This window comes from Sinomonas atrocyanea (genome assembly GCF_030811715.1).
GTDB classification, from domain to species: Bacteria; Actinomycetota; Actinomycetes; order Actinomycetales; family Micrococcaceae; genus Sinomonas; species Sinomonas atrocyanea_A.
The window spans coordinates 173036-191725 of sequence record NZ_JAUSRH010000004.1 but is presented as its reverse complement, the minus strand read 5'-3'; the positions used below and the strand labels follow the sequence as shown (position 1 = coordinate 191725).

Annotated in this window: 18 protein-coding genes; 9 read left to right on the top strand and 9 right to left on the bottom strand. The window is 70.9% G+C overall.

All coding sequences use genetic code 11. The features are described from left to right. Positions 1–142: 142 nt before the first annotated feature. Positions 143–1555 carry an aldehyde dehydrogenase family protein gene (locus tag J2W21_RS08955; protein ID WP_307114253.1) on the bottom strand — a complete coding sequence of 471 codons (1413 nt, stop codon included), beginning with the start codon at positions 1553–1555 and terminating at the stop codon, positions 143–145. Positions 1556–1822: 267 nt separating this feature from the next. Between J2W21_RS08955 and J2W21_RS08950 the strand changes: the two genes are divergently transcribed. Both J2W21_RS08950 and J2W21_RS08945 read left to right on the top strand, forming a co-directional pair. Continuing rightward, positions 1823–2245: an SRPBCC family protein gene (locus tag J2W21_RS08950; RefSeq protein ID WP_307114156.1), complete on the top strand. Its 423-nt coding sequence runs from the start codon at positions 1823–1825 to the stop codon at positions 2243–2245. 39 nt (positions 2246–2284) lie between these two features. Next, entirely contained in the window at positions 2285–3322 is a 1038-nt protein-coding gene (locus J2W21_RS08945; protein WP_307114155.1) for a lactonase family protein, read from the top strand. Between the two features lie 42 nt (positions 3323–3364). Here J2W21_RS08945 and J2W21_RS08940 read toward each other — a convergent pair whose 3' ends face one another. Both J2W21_RS08940 and J2W21_RS08935 read right to left on the bottom strand, forming a co-directional pair. Next, positions 3365–3940: a hemerythrin domain-containing protein gene (locus tag J2W21_RS08940; RefSeq protein WP_307114154.1), complete on the bottom strand. Its 576-nt coding sequence runs from the start codon at positions 3938–3940 to the stop codon at positions 3365–3367. A gap of 117 nt (positions 3941–4057) precedes the next feature. After that, positions 4058–4660: a LysE/ArgO family amino acid transporter gene (locus J2W21_RS08935; protein ID WP_307114153.1), complete on the bottom strand. Its 603-nt coding sequence runs from the start codon at positions 4658–4660 to the stop codon at positions 4058–4060. Between the two features lie 70 nt (positions 4661–4730). Here J2W21_RS08935 and J2W21_RS08930 point away from each other — a divergent pair, with 70 nt between their 5' ends. After that, positions 4731–5636 carry a LysR family transcriptional regulator ArgP gene (locus tag J2W21_RS08930; RefSeq protein WP_307114152.1) on the top strand — a complete coding sequence of 302 codons (906 nt, stop codon included), beginning with the start codon at positions 4731–4733 and terminating at the stop codon, positions 5634–5636. Between the two features lie 66 nt (positions 5637–5702). Here the strand turns inward: J2W21_RS08930 and J2W21_RS08925 are convergent, their stop codons facing one another. Next, positions 5703–7052, bottom strand: a complete 1350-nt coding sequence (locus tag J2W21_RS08925) for an MFS transporter (RefSeq protein WP_307114151.1) — start codon at positions 7050–7052, stop codon at positions 5703–5705. Between the two features lie 65 nt (positions 7053–7117). Further along, a complete protein-coding gene (gene pdxA / locus J2W21_RS08920; protein ID WP_307114150.1) occupies positions 7118–9385 on the bottom strand; it encodes a 4-hydroxythreonine-4-phosphate dehydrogenase PdxA in 2268 nt (755 codons plus the stop codon). A gap of 222 nt (positions 9386–9607) precedes the next feature. On the opposite strand from pdxA, the gene J2W21_RS08915 reads away from it, so the two are divergent. The 5 genes from J2W21_RS08915 (at position 9608) to J2W21_RS08895 (ending at position 14249) form a co-directional block, all read left to right on the top strand. Next, a complete protein-coding gene (locus J2W21_RS08915) occupies positions 9608–10591 on the top strand; it encodes an aldo/keto reductase (protein WP_307114149.1) in 984 nt (327 codons plus the stop codon). 33 nt (positions 10592–10624) lie between these two features. Further along, the gene (locus J2W21_RS08910; protein ID WP_307114148.1) at positions 10625–11404 is read left to right on the top strand and encodes an HpcH/HpaI aldolase family protein; all 780 of its coding nucleotides are present in this window, start codon (positions 10625–10627) and stop codon (positions 11402–11404) included. Positions 11405–11411: 7 nt separating this feature from the next. After that, positions 11412–12665: a sialidase family protein gene (locus J2W21_RS08905; protein ID WP_307114147.1), complete on the top strand. Its 1254-nt coding sequence runs from the start codon at positions 11412–11414 to the stop codon at positions 12663–12665. Continuing rightward, complete coding sequence (locus J2W21_RS08900) at positions 12658–13338, top strand: SDR family NAD(P)-dependent oxidoreductase (protein ID WP_307114146.1); 681 nt, start codon at positions 12658–12660, stop codon at positions 13336–13338. Before J2W21_RS08905 ends, J2W21_RS08900 begins: the two co-directional genes overlap by 8 nt. Before the next feature lie 98 nt (positions 13339–13436). Beyond that, on the top strand, positions 13437–14249 hold the full coding sequence (locus J2W21_RS08895) for a DeoR/GlpR family DNA-binding transcription regulator (protein ID WP_307114145.1): 813 nt from the start codon (positions 13437–13439) through the stop codon (positions 14247–14249). Between the two features lie 37 nt (positions 14250–14286). Here J2W21_RS08895 and J2W21_RS08890 read toward each other — a convergent pair whose 3' ends face one another. The 3 genes from J2W21_RS08890 to J2W21_RS08880 form a co-directional block, all read right to left on the bottom strand. After that, positions 14287–15138 (bottom strand): ABC transporter permease, encoded by an 852-nt coding sequence (locus tag J2W21_RS08890; RefSeq protein ID WP_307114144.1) that lies wholly within the window; start codon positions 15136–15138, stop codon positions 14287–14289. A gap of 2 nt (positions 15139–15140) precedes the next feature. After that, positions 15141–16109 (bottom strand): ABC transporter ATP-binding protein, encoded by a 969-nt coding sequence (locus tag J2W21_RS08885; protein WP_307114143.1) that lies wholly within the window; start codon positions 16107–16109, stop codon positions 15141–15143. An 87-nt stretch (positions 16110–16196) separates the two neighbouring features. Then, a complete protein-coding gene (locus J2W21_RS08880; RefSeq protein ID WP_307114142.1) occupies positions 16197–17261 on the bottom strand; it encodes a sodium:calcium antiporter in 1065 nt (354 codons plus the stop codon). Positions 17262–17476: 215 nt separating this feature from the next. Between J2W21_RS08880 and J2W21_RS08875 the strand changes: the two genes are divergently transcribed. Next, entirely contained in the window at positions 17477–18256 is a 780-nt protein-coding gene (locus J2W21_RS08875) for a sigma-70 family RNA polymerase sigma factor (protein ID WP_307114141.1), read from the top strand. Here J2W21_RS08875 and J2W21_RS08870 read toward each other — a convergent pair. Beyond that, positions 18253–18561 carry a hypothetical protein gene (locus J2W21_RS08870; protein WP_307114140.1) on the bottom strand — a complete coding sequence of 103 codons (309 nt, stop codon included), beginning with the start codon at positions 18559–18561 and terminating at the stop codon, positions 18253–18255. The two genes, J2W21_RS08875 and J2W21_RS08870, sit on opposite strands and share 4 nt — an antisense overlap. Positions 18562–18690 lie beyond the last annotated feature (129 nt).

Below are 18690 nucleotides of genomic sequence, written 5' to 3'. Positions count from 1 at the left end.
ATCAAGCCTAGTGGACTGCCTGCTGCGGCGCTCCTTCCGCCGGAGAGGGCCGAGGGGGCGCCGGCACGGTGCCGACGCCCCCTCGATGGATATATGAGCTGTCAGTTATTGATCTCGTTGATGTATGCCTCAGCGGTGATGGTCAGCCGTGGATGACTTGGGGCTGGCCGAGGGCCTTGAGTCCCTCGACGCCGAACTCGAGGCCGTAGCCGGACTGCTTGGCACCGCCGAAGGGGGCCATGGGGTGGACGACGCCGTGGGCATTGATCCAGACGCTGCCGGCCTCGAGGCGGTGGGCGACCTCGCGCGCCTTTTCGCGGTCACTGGACCAGACGGAGGCGCCGAGGCCGACTTCGAGGGCGTTGGCCATCTGGACGGCCTCGTCCACCGTGGAGTACTTGATGATGGGCAGCGCGGGGCCGAACTGCTCTTCGGTGACGAGGGGGTTGGTGTTGTCGATGTCGGCGACGAGGGTGGTGGGGTAGAAGTGGCCCGGCGCGTCCTCGTCGGGGTTTCCGCCGAGGAGGATGCGGGCGCCGGAGTCCTTGGCGGCCTGGACGAGGTCCTTCACGATCGCGTACTGCGAGGCGTTCTGGAGGGGGCCGAGGACGTTCTGCTCCTCCAGGCCCACGCCCATGGGGACGTTGCGGGCGTAGTCGGTGAGGGCCTGGCAGACCTGGTCGTAGATGTCGGCGTGGACGTAGAGGCGCTTGAGGGCGGCGCAGGTCTGGCCGGTGTTGATGAACGCGCCCCAGAAGACGCCCTCGGCGATGGCCTGTGGGTCGGCGTCGGGCAGGACGATGCCGGCGTCGTTGCCGCCGAGTTCGAGGGTGAGGCGCTTCACGGTGTCTGCGGAAGAGTGGATGATGGCCTTGCCGGCGCCGGTGGAGCCGGTGAACATGACCTTGCCGATGGCGGGGTGCTCGGCCAGGGCGGAGCCGACCTGCCGGTCGCCGGCGACGACGGTGAGGACGCCGGCGGGGAGGGCCTGGTTGATCACGTGGATGAGGGCCAGGACGGACAGTGGGGTGTAGCTGGAGGGCTTGACGATGGCGGCGTTGCCCATGCGCAGGGCGGGGGCGATCTGCCAGACGGTGATCATCATGGGCCAGTTCCAGGGGCCGATGGCCCCGACGAGGCCGAGGGGCCGGTAGTGAAGCACGGCCTTAGTGGTGCCGTCGTCGACGACGGTCTCGGGCTCCAGGACAGTGGCGGCGGCGGCGCGGAGCCAGGCGGCGCAGGCGCCGACCTCGAAGCGGGCGTTGGGGCCGTTGAGGGGCTTGCCCTGCTCGCGGGAGAGGATGCGGGCGAGTTCCTCGGCGTGGGCCTCGATGGCGTCGGCCGCGACGACGAGCGCTGCCGAGCGGGCCTCGTGCCCCGCGGCGGCCCAGGCCGGCTGCGCTGCCTTGGCCGCGTCGATCGCGGCCTCGAGCTCGGCCAGGCCGTGCACCGGGGCGACGCCGACGAGTTCGCCCGTGGCCGGATCGAAGAGCTCCTGCCCGGGCGCACCCGGCGCCGCCGTGATCGCATCCAGCAGGGAATCCGTGGTCTGCAGGGTGTCGTCCATTGAGTCCTCCTCATCGAGTGCTGTGTCTTTCCTAGAGTGCTCCCGGCCTCGAAGGCGCGGCTTGGCGTGGCGTGCCCGCAGCTTGTCCGTCGGCGCACGGATGGGCGCGCCCCGGCATCGGCGCGCCGTACCCGGAACGCCGATATGGCGACGAGATCCGTACCCGGAATGGGGAAATGGCGGCGAGATGCGTACCCGAAATGGCTAAATGGCGACGAGATGCGTACCCGAAACGGGGGAGGGTAGCGTGGGCGCGTGTCCGAGTTCCGCCACCTGAGCGTCCCCGTCGGCCTGTCCCCGCGTGCCGTGTCCGCGTTCGCCGGAAACCCGGCCAACCTCCCGCGCTGGGCGGCGGGACTGGCTGCGGGCATCCGCGAGGAGCGCGGGCGCTGGCTCGCCGACTCGCCGCTCGGCACGGTCGAGGTGCGGTTCGTCGGCGACACCTCCGCCGGGATCCTCGACCACGAGGTCGTGCTCCCGGACGGCACCACCGTGCTGAACCAGTTCCGCATCCTCGCCGACGGTCCGCACAGCGTCGCGGTCTTCCACCTCCGCCGCGAGGAGGGCGTGACCGACGAGGCGTTCGAGTCGGACGCGGCCGCCGTCCAGTCCGACCTCGACGCCCTGCGGCGCCTGCTCGAGGGCGGCACGTGTGTTCCCCCGGGCCGAAGCGGGTAGCAGCGGGAGGACAGCACTCGACCACGGAAAGGGCGGACCGTGACCCAGCAGACATCCCTCGTCGCCGTCGCATGCGCGGAAGCAGGCGCCGTCGACCTCCTCACCCTCGACGCGCAGACCGGGCAGCTCGAGCCATCGGGCCGCATCGGCGGGCTCGACGGCGCCGCGGCCCTCGCGTTCGGTCCCGACGGCACGCTCTACGCGGCGTGCAACGGGGAGCGGCCGCGCGTCGTCGTCCTCCACCCCGACGGCGCAATCGGCGAGGAGCGCCCCCTTCCCGCCTCGACATGCTTCATCGCGGCCGCCCCCGGCGGCCGCGGGCTGTTCAGCGCCTCGTACGGCGAGGGCAGGCTGGACCTCGTCCCCCTCCCTGGAGCCGCGGACGACGCCGGGCCCGTCACCTTCGCGACGGGGCGCAACACCCACTGCGCGGCCGTCAGCCCCGACGGGCGCTTCCTCTACGCGACGTCCCTCGGCGACGACCGGGTGAGCTGGTTCACGATGGACGGAGACGCCGCCGGCCCGGGAGTGCGCGAGCCCAGCGGGCACGTCGCGGCCGAGCCCGGCTCCGGTCCCCGATACCTGCGGCTCAACCGGGCAGGGGACCGCGCGTACGTCATGCACGAGCTCTCCGGGGACGTCGCCGTGTACGCCAGGCAGGCCGAGAGCGGCCGGCTCGAGCTCCTCCAGCGCACCTCCGCCGTGGACGGGCTGGACCTCGAGCCGGGAGTCGTCCGGTCGGCGCAGACGCCGGATCCGGGGCCCGGCGTGGTCTGGGCCGCGGACCTGAGGATCACCCCGGACGAGCGCTTCCTCTACACGACCGAGCGGTCAACGGGGACCCTGGCGTGCTTCGCCCTCCGGGAGGGTCTGCTCGAGCTGCTCGGCCGCATCGAGACGGAGCAGCAACCCGGCGGCGCCGCGGTCGATCCGACCGGCCGGTACCTCCTCGTGGCCGGGGAGGGCTCGCACGCCGTGACGAGCTACCGCATCGCCGCGGACGGCTCGCTCTCGGAGGCCTCGAGGGCCCGGACGAGCGCCGGCCCCGTCGCGGTCGAATGCGGGACGGGCGCCTGAGCCCAGGACCCGCGCGCTCGGGCCGGCACCCCGGCGAGCCCGTCAGCCGGTGTGCCGGCCTGTGAGCTTGTCCCGCAGGCGGTCGACCATGCCCACCCCGGCCCCCACGGTCTTGTGGAACAGCTCCGAGTGCGGCGCGTGCGGGTGCGGCCGGGTCGGCGCGATCTTCTTGGCGTTCTCCACCTTCTTGCCGAGGTCCACCAGTTCGTCGTACGGGATGTGGGCCCGGAGCTTGGGGAACTGGTCCGTCTCCTCGTCGTTGGCGTGGTGGCGCAGCTTCCCGTCCAGCTCCCGGACGACCTCGATGAAGCGCGCGTCCGCGGCGTCGATTCCCTCGAGCTCCTTCATGAGGTCGACGATCTCGGCGTGCTCGCCCTTGTCATGCTCGACCTCCTCCTTCCCGTCGGGGACATGCTTCTCGACGGCCGGGTAGACGTACATCTCCTCTGCGACGGCGTGGCGCATGACCTCGGCGATCACCGTGTCCGCGAGGTCGCGGCGCGTCCCTGAGTCGGGTGCGCCCTCGATCCGGCTGATCAGCTCGACCATCTCCTGGTGGTCGCGGGTGAGGATGTCGACGACGTCGGGTTCCGTGGGGCCTGCTGGGGTCTCTGTCATGGCAGTCTCTCCTTGGTTCTGGCGCAGGTGGGGCGTCTGGCGATTACCCGGCTCCTCCCGTGGCAATCAGGGCGCGCCGTCGGCTGCGCCAAACTGAAAGAGTCAGCGGCGGGGGCCTCAACCGAGGACGAGCATGGCCGCGAGGGCGACCATGAGCACCGCGACGCCGCCGTCCAGGACCCGCCATGCCGCCGGCCGGGCGAAGAATCCGCTCAGCGCCCGCGCCCCGTACCCGAGGACCGGGAACCACAGGGCGCTCGCGGACGCCGCGCCGAACCCGAAGGCCCAGCGCCCCGCGCCCTGCGCGTTGGCGAGGGAGCCCAGGAGCACGAGGGTGTCGAGGTAGACGTGCGGGTTGAGCCAGGTCAGCGCGAGGACCGTCCCGAGCGTGGCCGCGAGGCCTGCCGGGCCGGTTCCTCCCGCAGCCCGGAGCGCGCCGGGATGGAGTGCGCGCCTGGCGGCGAAGAACCCGTACGCCACGAGGAACGCTGCTCCGACCCAGCGGATGACCTGCAGGAGGAGGGGCGCGCCCTGTACCGCCGCGCCGATCCCGGCAACCCCGGCGAAGATCAGCACCGCATCGCTCAGCGCGCACAGCACCACGACGGGCAGCACCCATTCGCGCTTGATCCCCTGCCGCAGCACGAACGCGTTCTGCGCCCCGATCACCACGATCAGGCCGAGGCTGGCGCCGAGTCCGGCGAGGTAGGAGAGCAGCACCCTTCGACGGTACGGGCGCCGAGGTATGAAGATCAACTAACTATATCTGCAGAGGCATTAGCATCTCTTCATGGACTTGGAGCAGCTGAGGGCCCTCGCGGCCGTCGTGGACCAGGAGACGTTCGAGGCTGCAGCCGACGAGCTGCGCATCACCCCCTCCGCCGTGAGCCAGCGGATCAAGGCGCTCGAGCGCTCGGTGGGCAGCGTGCTCGTGCGCCGGCTCAAGCCGGTGGTGCCCACACCGGCGGGGGAGCGGCTCCTGCGCTCGGCCCGCCAGCTGCTCCTGCTCGCCGACGAGGCGCTGCTCGCCCTCCGCTTCGAGCAGGCGCACGACGCCGGCGGCCCGGGTTCCGCTGGCGCCGGCACCGAGCTGCTGCGCGTGCCGATCGTGGCCAACGCCGATTCGATCGCCACGTGGCTGCCCCCCGCGATCCGCGAGGTGGCGCTGGGAGGCCGGATCGCCGTCGAGCTCCTGCGCGACGACGAGCACGCGACGGCGGATCTCCTCCGCTCCGGCGACGCCGTCGGCGCCGTCACCGCGGACCCGCGGCCCGTCCAGGGCTGCAGCGTTCGGCCCCTGGGGACCATGGTGTACCGGGCCAAGGCCTCGGCGGAGTTCGCGGCGCGGTGGTTCCCGCGCGGGGCGACGCCGGAGGCGCTCGCGGTGGCACCCGTCATGCAGTACGACCGCAAGGACAGCCACCAGCTCGCGCTCCTGGCCCGGGTGGCGCCCGAGGCGACACCGCCGCAGCACTTCATCCCGGACTCCGTCCAGTACGTCGAGGCCGTGCGCGCCGGGCTCGGCTGGGGGATGGTGCCGGACCAGCAGGACCCGGGGGGCGACCTCGTGGAGCTGGCCCCCGACTGGCGAGAGGACCTGGGGCTCTACTGGCAGTCGTGGACGCTCGACTCGCCCGGCCTCGCAGAGGTGGGCGACGCCGTCGTGCGGGCCGCCGCTGTGCTGCGGCAGCGCTGATCCCGCGGGCGGGTCCTGAGGGGACCCGCCCGCGGGATGAGCGTTCGGCGGTCTGTGCCGGGGCGGTCAGGAAGCCTGGAGGGGTGCCGCCGCGGGTTCCTGCACAGCGTCCGTGTCCGCATCGACGGCCCTGTGCTTGCTCGGCCCGATCCAGACGGCGGCGATCGTGATCGCGGCCTGGCTGATCATGTAGAGCGCGACAGGCACGTAGGAGTGGGTCGCCGCCAGCAGGAGCGTGGCCAGGACGGGACCGATGCCGCCGGAGATCGCGCTGCCGACCTCGCGGGAGGAGGCGAGGCCGGTGAAGCGGATGCGTGCCGGGAAGAGGTTGGCCAGGTACGCGCCCTGCGTGGCCGACATGCCGCGGACGACGATGGCGTAGGTGAGGACGATGGCGATGATGACCACCGGAACCGACTTGGTGTTGATCATCCAGAACATCGGGAAGATGAACAGCGCCACCCCGATGGCGGAGCCGATGTAGACCCGGGCGATGCCAAGGCGGTCACCCAGCCATCCAAAAAGCGGGTAGGTGAAGAGGCTGACGAGCGAGGCGACGAAGAGGCCGTTGAGCCCCACGCTCTTGTCGAGGTGGAGGAAGGTCGCCGCATAGGCCAGGACGAAGGTCTTGACGAGGTTGGTGGTCGCGTTCTCGGCGAAGCAGGCGAACATGGACACGAACCAGTTCCGCTTATGGGAGGCGAAGACCTCTCTGACGGGGCTCTTGGGTCGCTCCTTCGTGCGGGTGACGGCCAGGAATTCGGGGGACTCCATGACGCGCATCCGGATGAACAGGCCGATGCCGATGCCGATCACGCTGGCCAGGAAGGGAAGGCGCCAGCCGTAGGCCATGAACTCGTTCCTGGGCATGAAGTCCAGGAGGGAGTAGAACGACGTGCCGAGCATGATGCCCAGAGCCAGGCCCGCGCCGGGCAGGCTCGTGAGCAGGCCCTGGCGCTTCTTGCTCGCGTGCTCCGAGACCATGACCTGGGCCCCTCCGAACTCGGCCCCCGCGCCGATTCCCTGCAGGATGCGCAGGAGGAGCATCAGGATCGGCGCCCAGATGCCGGCCTGCGCATAGGTCGGCAGGGCCCCGATGAGTGCGGTGGACAGCCCCATGAGGACCAGCGTTGCCGCGAGGACGTTCTTGCGGCCGATCCGGTCGCCGAGGGCGCCGAACACGAATCCGCCGAGGGGGCGGAAGAAGTATCCGATGGCGGTGGTGGTCAGCGCCGCGGCGGTGCCGATCAGCGGGTCGAACTTGGGGAAGAAGAGCGTGTTGAACACCAGGGCCGACGCCGTGCCGAAGAGGACGAAGTCGTACCACTCGATCGTGGTGCCGATGACGCCGGCCACGATGGCCCGGCGGACCCAGATGGCCTTCTGCTCAGGGGTCGGGTTCAGGACATTGGACATGCTTGATTCCTTCTACTTCGTTGTAGTGAGAAGTTGCGGTGAGGAACTGCAGCGGGACGCTCGGCCTACTGCTGGAGTGCCAGGCGGGGCGACATCTCTGCCGCCTGGCGGAGGGCCTCGATCATGCTGCGGACATCGGCGATGCCCTTGCCGGCTATGTCGAAGGCGGTGCCGTGGTCCACCGAGGTGCGGATGACGGGGAGCCCGACCGTGATGTTGACTCCGGCCTCAATGCCCAGGACCTTGACGGGGCCGTGGCCCTGGTCGTGGTACATGGCGACGATGAGGTCGTAGTCGCCGCGGCCTGCGAGGAAGAAGGCGGTGTCCGCCGGGAGCGGCCCGCGGGCGTCGATCCCGTCGGCCTGGAGCTTCGCGATCGCGGGAACGATCTTCTCCTCCTCCTCGCCGTAGCCGAAGAGCCCGTTCTCCCCGGCATGGGGGTTGATGGCGCAGACGCCGATCGTTGGGTGGGCGACGCCCGCGCGCTTCATGGCCTCGTCGCCCCTGCGGACCGTGCGCTCGACCAGGCCAGGCTCGATCTTCCGGATCGCGTCCACCAGGCCGATGTGCGTGGTCACGTGGATGACCTTGACCTTGGGGGTGGAGAGCATCATCGACACCTCGTCGACGCCCATGAAGTGCGCGAGCAGTTCGGTGTGGCCCGGGTAGACGTGGCCGGCCCGGTGCAGCGCGGCCTTGTTCAGCGGCGCGGTGCAGATCCCCTGGACCTTGCCCGCCATCGCCAGCCCGCACGCGATCCGCACGTAGTGGTACGCGGCGTTGCCGGCCTCGGCGGATTCGATGCCCCACGGGAGGTCCGCGGGGAGGAGCTCCGGGTCGATCACGTTGACCCGCCCGAGGGTGAACTCGGCCTCCTCGACCGCCTGGACCGTGACGATCTCGGCGGCGACGCCGAGCGCCTCGGCGGCCAGGCGCAGCCGGTGGGCGTCGCCGATCACCACCGGGCGGCTGTCGGCATAGGCGCCAGCGTGGATGAGGGCGCCGACGGTGACTTCGGGTCCGATCCCGGCGCCGTCGCCCATCGTGACGGCGATGAAGGGCCTGTCGTCCTGTGGACTGGTCATAGAGGTCTCCGTTGTTTCTCGGGGATGGTTCGAGGACTGGATTGCGCGGTACAGCTGGGCGAGGACGAGCGGGTCCCCGAAGCTGCCGGGCTTGGTGGCGACGAGCCGGCCGTCGTCGGCCATGCAGACCACGGCGCCGTGCTGGACTGCGGCGATGGGAATGAGGGAGGCGATGCCGAGGGCATCGAGGATTTCCCGGGCCGTCTCCCCGCCCGTGAGGATGAGGTCACTCCGGAGGCCCTGCTGTGCCTGGCGGGCCAGCTGCGCGAGCCGGGCGACGATTGCCGCCGAGCGGGCCGGGTCCTGTGGACCCGCGGGAACAGTCAGGGCGATGGACCGGCCCTCCGCGAGGGCTGCGCGGACGTTCCGCGGCCCGTCCTCGTGTGAAGGGAGGTCGACGACGTCGAATCCCTCGGCGCCGAGGTGCTCCAGCTGCCGCCGTGCGGCGGGGGAGGCGGAGCCGACGACGGCGAGCACCGCGCCGCGGTCTGTCACCGTGGCGGGCATTGCAGCGGCAGGAGAGTGCGCGGTGTGCGCAGCTTCTTTGGCCAGTCGCTGGGCGAGCAGGCCCGCGAGCTGTCCCGTGCCGGCGAGGGCAACGGGGCGGCGGCCTGAGGAGAACCGCAGGGAGACGACGGCCTCGACGACGGCGGAGAGGTCCGCCTCCGTCTCGCCGTCGACGACCACCACGGCGGGGTCTCCGCCGGCGAGGACCGACCCGATGTGCTCAGTGAGGCCCGGGGACCGGACCTCGTCGAGCCCCACGAACCGGACGCTGCTGTCGGTGGCGAAGAGCTCGCTCAGGTTCTCCGGGGCAGGGCGCGGTTCGACGCTCCAGAGGCCGGAAGCGCGGAGAGGGACGCCGGCCACCGAGGGCTCGCCCCCCACGACCGTCCTTCCCATCGCAGGGAAGGCGCCGGCAAGCACCACGTCGTATCCGAGCTCGGCCAGCGCCGACAGCTCCGGGCCGACGTTGCCCCGCCAGAGCGAATCGGTCTTCTTGAAGACGACTGCCGTGGGTTCGACACTCGTGAGGGCGGTCCTGACGGCGGCTCGGGCGGCCGTGGGCGACGCACTGCGGGTGTGGGTGTCCAGGATGACGACCTCGGCAGTGCCGGAGGACGGATCGCGGAGGTGCGTGCCCGCCGTCGTCAGCGCGATCCGCGCAGTGAACCCGTGGGCCGTGAACTGCTGGCCGACTTCCGCGGCACCCGAGAAGTCGTCCGCCTGGACGAGAACCTTCGCCATGTCCATCCTCCTTTCCACCGTGCTGTGAGAGCTGCGTCACCAGCAAGCATGACACAGCTGCGCGAAACACGCTAGTCCTATTGCTCAATTCGCGCAGTAATGGGATAGTGGAAACACCGAAGGCGGATCGCTGGGCGAGGAAGACGGCGTCAGAGTGCGTGTTTCGCGCAGAATGCGCAGTTGCCCGGTCGGCAGATCCCACCCTCCACCGACAGGACGACTATGAGCAACCACCCCGCCGCCGTTCCCCCGCAGGAACTTCCCCTCTCGAAGCTGGTCCTCGGCACCATGACCTTCGGCGACACTGTCGACGAAGCCACCGCCCGGGTGATCTTCGACGAGGCGCTCGGCGCCGGCATCACGGCGGTCGACACCGCCAACGGCTACGCGGGCGGCAGGACCGAGGAGATCCTGGCCCGCCTGCTCAAGGGGCGCAGGGACGAGGTCGTCCTCGCCACGAAGGCCGGCATGCCGCATCCCGACCACGGCGACCACTCGCCCCTGTCGGCTCAGGGCCTCCGGCTCTCCCTCGAGGGAAGCCTGAAGCGCCTGGACGTGGAGAGCGTCGACCTCTTCTATCTCCACCAGCCGGACCGCTCCGTGCCGATCGAGGAGACGCTCGGCGCCGTCGCCGAGCTGGCCGCGGAGGGCAAGATCAAGGCCCTGGGCGTCTCCAACTTCGCCGCCTGGCAGATTGCCGACCTCATCCATGTCGCGGACAAGGCAGGGGCCCCTCGGCCCGTCGTGGCCCAGCAGCTCTACAACCTGCTCGCACGCCGGGTCGAGGAGGAGTACCTGGAGTTCGCCGCGACCCATGCGGTGCACACCATGGTCTACAACCCGCTGGGCGGGGGACTGCTCACCGGCAGGCACCGGTTCGAGGCGAAGCCGACGGAGGGGCGCTTCGGCGACTCCCGGCTCGCGGCGATGTACACGCAGCGCTACTGGGACCCCCGGCTCTTCGACGCCGTGCAGGCCCTGAGTGGCATCGCCGACGCCGCCGGCCTGTCCCTCATCGAGCTCGCACTGCGGTGGCTGGCCCACCGCGACGGCGTCGGATCGGTGCTCCTCGGCGGGTCCAAACCGGAGCAGCTGCGCGCGAACATCGCCGCGGTCGCCCAAGGCCCGCTGGCTGCCGACGTCGTCGAGGCGTGCGATAGCGTCGGCGCCATGCTGCGCGGTCCGATGCCCGCCTACAACCGCTGACCCGAGCCCACGAGAAACGGAAGCAGACCCATCATGACGTCCTCACCTCAGGTCCTCGAGTTCGCCCGGAAGATCCGCGCGCGCGAGCGCGCCGTCGGCTACTGGTCCGTGCTCGACGCACCGGTGGCCACCGAGCGGATCGCCCGGCTGGGCTACGACTACGTGGCCCTCGACGCCCAGCACGGGCTGCTCGGCTATTCGGGCGTGCTCCACGGGCTCATGGCCATCGACGCCTCCCAGCGCGCGGTCGGCCTGGTCCGGGTCGACGGCAACAGCCCGACCTCGATCGGCAAGGCGCTCGACGCCGGCGCGGTCGGCGTCATCGTCCCGCTCATCGACAGCGCCGACGACGCCGCCGCGGCCGTCGCCGCCGCGAAGTACCCGCCGCTGGGGCGCCGCTCCTACGGCCCGATGCGCTCCGCCCTCCGGATCGGGCCCGTCCCGGCCGAGGCCGATGCCACAACGCTCGTCTTCGCGATGATCGAGACCCCCGAGGGCCTGGCCAACGTCAAGGAGATCTGCGCGACCCCCGGGCTCGACGGCATCTACGTCGGCCCGTCCGACCTCACCCTCGCCGTCGGCGGCGCCTTCCCCGGCGACCCCGCCGTCCAGGCCGAGTTCGACCAGGCCCTCGCCGTCGTCGCAGACGCGGCAGCAGCGGCCGGCATCGCGGCGGGGATCCATACGGCGGCCGGGGCGATCGCGGCCCAGCGGTTCCAGCAGGGGTACACGTTCGCGACGGTCGCCTCCGACCTCACCCACCTCGAACTGGCCGCCAAGGCCCACCTCGACGCAGCCACTCCACAGGACTGAGAACGCCATGACCAGCAACACTATCGACAGCGCCTACAGCGCGATCACCCGCGACGGCATCCTCCGCGACGCCGACGGGGCAACCTTCGCCTACCTACCCGCAGCCACCGTCCAGTCCCACGCCGCCAACCTCCAGACCCTCCCCGACGGGCGCTTGGGCTGTGTGTGGTTCGGCGGCACGCAGGAGGGCATCGGCGACATCTCGGTGTGGTTCTCCGCCCTCGAACCCGGCAGCGGCCACTGGTCGGAGCCCCAGCAGCTCTCGGACGACGGCACGCGCTCCGAGCAGAACCCCATCCTCTTCACCCCCGGGGGAGAGGAGGTCTGGCTCCTGTACACGGCGCAGCGCGCCGGCAACCAGGACACCGCCGAGGTCCGCCGCCGCATCTCGACCGACAGCGGCAGGACGTGGGGCCCGGTGGAGACCCTGTTCCCGACCACCGAGGCCGGCGGCGTCTTCGTGCGGCAGCCGCCCCTGATCCTCCCCTCCGGCCGGTGGCTCGTCCCGGTCTTCCGCTGCCTCACCACCCCGGGAGAGAAGTGGGTCGGCAACAATGACGACAGTGCTGTGATGGTCTCGGACGACGAGGGCCGCACCTGGCACGAGCAGCTCGTGCCCGGAAGCGTCGGCTGCGTCCACATGGACATCCAGCCGCTCCCCGACGGGTCCCTCCTGGCCCTCTACCGCAGCCGCTGGGCCGATTCGATCTACGAGTCCCGGTCCAGCGACGATGGCGCCACGTGGAGCGAGCCCGAGCCCACCGAGCTGCCGAACAACAACTCGTCCATCCAGTTCACGGCCCTCGCCGACGGCCGGCTCGCCCTCGTCTACAACCACCGCCGCGCAGAGGAGACGACCGAGCGGCGCCTCTCCCTCTACGACGAGATCGACGACGACGGCCTCATCGAGGAGGGCACGCCAGAGTCCGGCACGCCCGCTGCCGAGCCCGCCCCTCAGGCGGCCGGGCGGACCGCCTTCTGGGGGACCCCGCGCGCCCCCATGACCCTCGCGATCTCGGAGGACTCGGGGCGGACCTGGCCCATCCGCCGGAACCTCGAGGTCGGGGACGGCTACTGCCTGTCCAACAACTCCCGCGACGGGCTGAACCGCGAGTTCTCCTACCCCTCCATCCACCAAGGACCGGACGGCGAGCTCAACATCGCCTACACCTACTTCCGCCGGGCCATCAAGTACGTCAAGGTCCGTCCGGAGTGGGCCTACGGCGGCGCCACCACCCCCGGCGGCGACACCGATGCATGAGCAGCAGCACGCCGTCGTCACCGGCTGCAGCTCCGGCATCGGACGCGCGATCGCGGAACGTCTCCTGTCGGAAGGGTGGCGTGTCACCGGGCTGAGCCGCAGGGAGACCGACCTCGGCGATAGGTTCAGCTGGTGCCACGCCGACCTCGCTGATCCGCACTCGGTCGCCGACGCCGTCACGGGCCTCGCTCCTGCCAGTGCGCTGGTCCACGCCGCCGGGCTGCAGCGCACGGGCCGCTTGGGCGGCCTCGACACGGCGGCGCTGCAGGAGATGTTCGCCGTCCACGTCGCGGCGGCGAGCGTCCTCGCGGACACCCTCGTGCCGTCGATGCCGGACGGCGGCCGGATCGTGCTCCTCGGCAGCAGGACCGCTGCCGGCGCCGCGGGCAAGAGCCACTACGCCGCGACCAAGGCCGCGCTCCTCGGACTCGGCAGGTCCTGGGCCAAGGAGCTTGCGCCCCGCCGGATCACCGTCAACGTGGTCTCGCCCGGCCCCACGGACACCCCGATGCTCTCCGACCCGAGACGGGCGGAGGTGCCCCCCGTGTCGACCCCGCTCGGCCACCTCGTCGACCCGGACGATGTAGCGGCCCTCGTAGCTTTCCTCATCGGCCCTCATGGCGGATCGATCACGGGACAGGACTACGTCATCTGCGCCGGGGCGTCGCTATAGCGCGCGCCCCGCGGCCGCGCCGCACCACTGGCTACCATGAGGGGAGGCGCCGGCTCACTGTCGAGCCCGTGCGCCCACGTGAGCCGAAGGGGACCCGGATGACGACGGCAAAAGCCCGGCGGGAAGAGATCTACCGCCTTGCCACCACGGCGGGGCTGACGTCGGTCGAGGAGCTCTCGCAGCGCTTCAACGTGACAGCCTCCACGATCCGCCGGGACCTTGCGCTCCTGAACGACGAAGGGAAGCTGGCCAGGACCTACGGCGGCGCGCTCGCGATCGGCGCGCACCCTGAGGCGTCCCTCCGGCAGCGGATCGGCGAGGCCTTCGAGGAGAAGCAGGCCATCGCGCAGTGGGCCGCCGGGCAGGTCCAGGCCGGCGAATCGATCCTGCTCGACGGCGGGTCCACCGTCGGCGCGCTCGCCCACGCCCTGCGCGACCGCAGCGGCCTCACCGTCACCACGCCGGCCCTCAACACCGTCCAGGAGCTCGCCGATTCCCCGGGGATCCACGTCGACTGCCTCGGGGGGCGGCTGCGCAGTGTGAGCCAGACCTTCGTTGGCCCCCTGGCCGAGGCGGCCCTCGAGCGCATGACGTTCGACAGGGTGTTCCTGGGTGCCGACGCTGTGACGGCGGACGATGGGATCTGCGAGGCGGACCAGGCCCAGACCCGTCTGAAGGAACTGATGGCCCGACGGGGGGCCGACGTCTACGTTCTCGCAGACTCGAGCAAGCTCGGCCAGCGTCCCTTCCACGCCTGGGTGCGGCTGCCCCTGCCCTGGATGCTGGTCACCGACGCCGATGCCGATCCGCACGAGGTCGAGCTCTTCCGCCGGGCCGGAGTCCGCGTCACGATCGCGCAGGGGGCGCACGCCGGGACCTCCGGCCGGCTGGGCGCCGAGGAAGCCAGCTAGCCGCGCTCGCGGGCCGCCGCCGTGCTGCGGCAGTGAGTCAGAGCCGGCGCCCGAACCCCCTGACCGCGAGGGCGAGGAAGACGGCGGCGAACACCACGGTGATCGCCAGTTCGGTCCAGACCGAGAGGGTCCAGCCGAACAGCGTCACGTCGCTCGGGAAGCGGGCCAGCGCCGCGGCCGGCAGGTTCTGGGCCCCGAAGACCACCGAGCGCAGCGGCGCGACCGCGTAGGTCAGCGGGTTGAGGCGGGTGAGGATGTCGAGCCACAGCGGCAGCCCGGCGAGCGGGAACAGCGCCCCCGAGAGGAAGATCATGGGCAGCAGCACGAGCTGCATGACCATCTGGAAGCCCTCCATGCGGGTGATGCGGCTCGCCACGAACACCCCGAATGCCGTGAGCGCGGCGGCCATGACGAACTCGATGGCGATCACCGCGGCGATGGTCAGGACCGTGAGGTCCACCCCGACGAGCGGCGCGAGCACGAGCATGATGGTGCCCTGCCCCGTGGCGACTGTCGCGCCGCCTGCCGTCTTGCCCATCACGAGCGCCCAGCGCGGCACCGGGGCCACGAGCATCTCGCGCAGGAACCCGAACTCCCGGTCCCAGACGATCGAGATGGCGCTGAAGATCGACGTCGACACGACGCTCATGGCCACGATGCCGGGGAAGACGAACATGCGGAAGTCCAGCCCGCCCGTCGAGCCGACGAGGCTGCCCATGCCGTAGCCGAGCACGAACAGGAACAGGAGCGGCTGGGCGAGCCCGGTGAAGATGCGCGAGGGAGTGCGTACGTACCGCAGCAGCTCGCGCTGCCAGACCATGCCGATCGTGCCGAGGGACACCGCGCCGAGGGACACCGTTCCGAGCGAGGCGGTCCTGATGGACGCCATCTCTACCTCCTGCTCCGCCACGCCGGCGGGAACGCCTGCTGCTCACTCTGGTCGCGGATCTGCCGGCCCGTGTAGTGCAGGAACATGTCGTCCAGGGACGGCTCATGGATCTGGGCCGAGAGCACGCTGCCGCCGAGCAGCGCGATGACCGCGGGCAGCTCCGTCGCGGCGTGCGTCGCCTCGACAGCGAGCCGGCCGCCGTCCGGGGTGCAGCGGTAGCCGGACGCCTCGAGCGTGAGCCGCGCCGCGTCGTCGTCCGCCGTGTGCAGGAGGATGCTCTCCGCGCCTGCGGCCGCCTTGAGCTCCTCCGGGGTGCCGAGGGCGATCAGCCGCCCCTGGTCGATGATCCCGATGCGGTCGGCGACCTCGGCCTCGTCCATGTAGTGGGTCGTGAGGAACACCGTCACCCCCTCCTCGCGGCGCAGCGTGAGGATGTCCTCCCACATGACGGCCCGGGTCTGCGGGTCGAGGCCGATCGTGGGCTCGTCGAGGAAGAGGACCGCCGGCGTGTGCAGCATGGCGCGCGCGATCTCGAGCCGCCGGGCCATGCCGCCGGAGAACGTCGCCACGAGGTCCTTCCTGCGCGCCGAGAGGCCCACGAGCTCGAGGACGTGTGCGATCCTGGCGCCCCGCTGCACCCGCGGGACCCCGTACAGGACCGCATGGAAGCGCAGGTTCTCCTCGGCCGTGAGCTGCTTGTCCAGCGTGGTCTCCTGGAACACGAGGCCGATGTGGGCGCGGACCTCGTGGGGGTTGGCCACGACGTCGAACCCGCCCACGCTCGCGGCCCCCGAGGTGGGGGAGGCGAGGGTGCACAGGACGTTGATCGCGGTCGACTTCCCGGCCCCGTTCGGGCCGAGGAACGCGAACACCTCGCCGGCGGCGACGTCGAAGCTCAGACGGTCGACGGCGGTGACGTCGCCGAAGGTCTTCACCAGATCGCGCACGCGGATGGCCGGCACTCCGTCCATACAGCGAGGCTACGCAGGGGCCGTCGGCGGCGTCAGGGCCGATGGGCCCGGCGCGGGCCGCGCCGGGTTGGCCGCGCGGGGTGCGGCCTATCCGGAGGCGACGGCGAAGAGTCCCGCGACGCCGAGCAGGTAGAGGACCAGCACGATGAACGAATCGGCGCCCATGCCCGCGATCCTGCGCCTGGGGCGGAAGATCAGGCTCATGACGTAGACGAGGGTCAGGAGGATCGCGAGGGCCGTGAGGTAGATGTCGGTGTTGTGCGCCTGCGGCAGCACGGGCTGGCCGGAGATGAGCACTGCGACGAGGAAGAGCACGGGCAGGAAGGCATTCCCGCCGAAGATGTCGCTGACGGCGAGCCTGTAGTCGCCCTGCTTGACGGACGCCAGTCCGGTGGAGATCTCGGGCAGGGAGGTGGCCAGTGCGAGGATGGTGGCGCCGAAGAGGACTCCGGAGAGGCCGATGTGGCCGGCGATCTCGTCGCCGCTGCGCTCGAGCACGACGCCGGCGACCAGGGTGGCCACGGCGGCCACGGCGAAGATCAGGGCGGCGCGGCCCGTGCCGACCTTCTTGCCCTTGCTGCCGTCGCCGGGGTCCTTGCTGTGTCCCTTCGGCTTGGCCTGGGATCCGGGGGCGTTGCCCTGCTCGTGCCAGGGCAGGCCCTTCTGGCTCCGCTGGACGGCGAGGAGGCCGACGATCCACACGGCGGTGATGAGGACGGCGGCGGGGGTCAGGTGGAAGGCGACGAGGCTCGAGGGCATCTGGCTACCGGCGACCACGACTCCCAGGACGCCCACCACGGTCACGGCCTCGATGACGAGCGTCAGGGAGGACGCCCGGTACATCAGGGGTTCTCCCTTTCGTGTGCCGAAGGCGTCCAGGGCCACCAGGACCACCGTCTGGACCGCGATGCCGCCGAGGATGTTGCCGACCGCGACTCCCAGGTTGCCCGAGATGGCGGCACTGACCGTGATGGCGATCTCGGGCAGGTTGGTGGCCACGGCGAGCAGGATCAGGCCGCCCAGTGCCGAGCCCAGATGCAGCCGCGCGTCGAGGACGTCGGTCTGCTTCGAGAGCTGGATGCCCGCCACCCAGATGACCGCGGCGGCGGCGACGAAGAGCAGCAGCAGCAACCACAGCGGCCACGACGACATAGGTGATCCTCCGTTCGGTCCGGACCCGGGACGCCTCCGGGTCGACTCCACCCACTGATTCCCGCCCGTTGCGTCAGGCAAACAATTGCATGAGCGCAACTGACTAGAAGGATCCACGTTTGCATCCGCCGCTTCTGGGAAAAATGGTTGCGGGTGCGCAATTGTTTTCCTAGAATCGCGGCACCTGTTCGGCTTTCCCAGCAAGGAGGTCCGTCATGGAGAACACCCGCAATCGCCCGCGCCGCTCTGCTGGTGGCGACAGCCCCTCGGGGGGTGAGGGGACCGGATGCCGCGAGGGGGACCGGGCCTCGGGGCCGGCGGACCTGGCGGCCGAATATGTGGGGCTCGCGGACGCGCTGGCCCATCGGTTCAGGTGCCCGGGCCACGACCAGGAGGATCTGCGTCAGGTGGCGCGGCTGGCCCTGGTGAAGGCCGCGAGGAGATACCGCGAGGACCTGGGGCACGGCTTCGTCCCGTACGCGGTGGCGAGCATCGAAGGGGAGATCAAGCACTACCTGCGGGACCAGAGCTGGATGGTCAGACCGCCCCGTCCTGTACTGGACCTGCGGCTCAGGGTGCGCTCGGTGATGCCCCGGCTCCAGCAGCGGCTGGGCCGGGAGCCCACGACCGAAGAGCTCGCGCAGGAGATGCAGGTATCAGTGGAGAGGATCGTCGAGGCCAACGCTGCCGACGCCGCGATGATGACTCCGCCGATCGAAGTGGCCGATCGCGAAGAAGACCGCCCCGACGAGATTCCCGCCAGGATTGCAGCGTGTGAGGACCCCGGATTCGCCCGGGTCGAAGCTGTCCAGACGGTCGCCGCTGCCCTCGTCGACGCCTCACCGGAGGATCTCGAGCTCCTCCGCCTGCGCTTCGGCATGGAGCTGACCCAGGCGGAGATTGCCCGGCGGCTCGGAACGAACCAGATGCACGTTTCGCGGTGCCTGAACCGCCTGTTCACAAGGCTGCGTCCACGCGTGGCCGTGGACGCCTAGCGAACGGACGAGGTGCCGCTCCAGGCGGACCTGCTGGGGTCGCCTGGGTGGCCTGTCAAGGACCCCGACTGCCACTCGGGGACGCGTCCCAGACCACCGATGATGCCCAGCACGGTGCTGCAGGGCCACCGCTCGAGGCAGCCTGCACGCGGCGAACCCATCGCCTCCCCGCCCGGGGCGTGGATCTCCAGCAGCAGATCGCAGGCCCCCAGGGAGTACATGTTGTGCGACATCCCGCGCCTGCGGGCCTCATGGATCATCTCGAGCATCGTCTCGTGCAGCGACGGGGCGTCGGGGTTGGGCATGCTTTCGAAGATACCGCGCGACGCGGGGGAGATGCCGAGAGAGGTCCATCGGTGACGCGGACGACTACGCAGTCGGCATCCGGGTGGGGTCCTAGAGGGTGCCCTCCGCAGGATTCGCGCGCGGTTCGG

Bases quoted from the DNA above. Each gene is read 5' to 3' on its own strand.
- J2W21_RS08940 (WP_307114154.1), bottom strand. From the start codon at position 3,940: ATGACAGAGACCCCAGCAGGCCCCACGGAACCCGACGTCGTCGACATC.
- J2W21_RS08930 (WP_307114152.1), top strand. From the start codon at position 4,731: ATGGACTTGGAGCAGCTGAGGGCCCTCGCGGCCGTCGTGGACCAGGAG.
- J2W21_RS08925 (WP_307114151.1), bottom strand. From the start codon at position 7,052: ATGTCCAATGTCCTGAACCCGACCCCTGAGCAGAAGGCCATCTGGGTC.
- pdxA (WP_307114150.1), bottom strand. From the start codon at position 9,385: ATGGCGAAGGTTCTCGTCCAGGCGGACGACTTCTCGGGTGCCGCGGAA.
- J2W21_RS08915 (WP_307114149.1), top strand. From the start codon at position 9,608: ATGAGCAACCACCCCGCCGCCGTTCCCCCGCAGGAACTTCCCCTCTCG.
- J2W21_RS08910 (WP_307114148.1), top strand. From the start codon at position 10,625: ATGACGTCCTCACCTCAGGTCCTCGAGTTCGCCCGGAAGATCCGCGCG.
- J2W21_RS08905 (WP_307114147.1), top strand. From the start codon at position 11,412: ATGACCAGCAACACTATCGACAGCGCCTACAGCGCGATCACCCGCGAC.
- J2W21_RS08900 (WP_307114146.1), top strand. From the start codon at position 12,658: ATGCATGAGCAGCAGCACGCCGTCGTCACCGGCTGCAGCTCCGGCATC.
- J2W21_RS08895 (WP_307114145.1), top strand. From the start codon at position 13,437: ATGACGACGGCAAAAGCCCGGCGGGAAGAGATCTACCGCCTTGCCACC.
- J2W21_RS08890 (WP_307114144.1), bottom strand. From the start codon at position 15,138: ATGGCGTCCATCAGGACCGCCTCGCTCGGAACGGTGTCCCTCGGCGCG.
- J2W21_RS08885 (WP_307114143.1), bottom strand. From the start codon at position 16,109: ATGGACGGAGTGCCGGCCATCCGCGTGCGCGATCTGGTGAAGACCTTC.
- J2W21_RS08880 (WP_307114142.1), bottom strand. From the start codon at position 17,261: ATGTCGTCGTGGCCGCTGTGGTTGCTGCTGCTGCTCTTCGTCGCCGCC.
- J2W21_RS08875 (WP_307114141.1), top strand. From the start codon at position 17,477: ATGGAGAACACCCGCAATCGCCCGCGCCGCTCTGCTGGTGGCGACAGC.
- J2W21_RS08870 (WP_307114140.1), bottom strand. From the start codon at position 18,561: ATGCCCAACCCCGACGCCCCGTCGCTGCACGAGACGATGCTCGAGATG.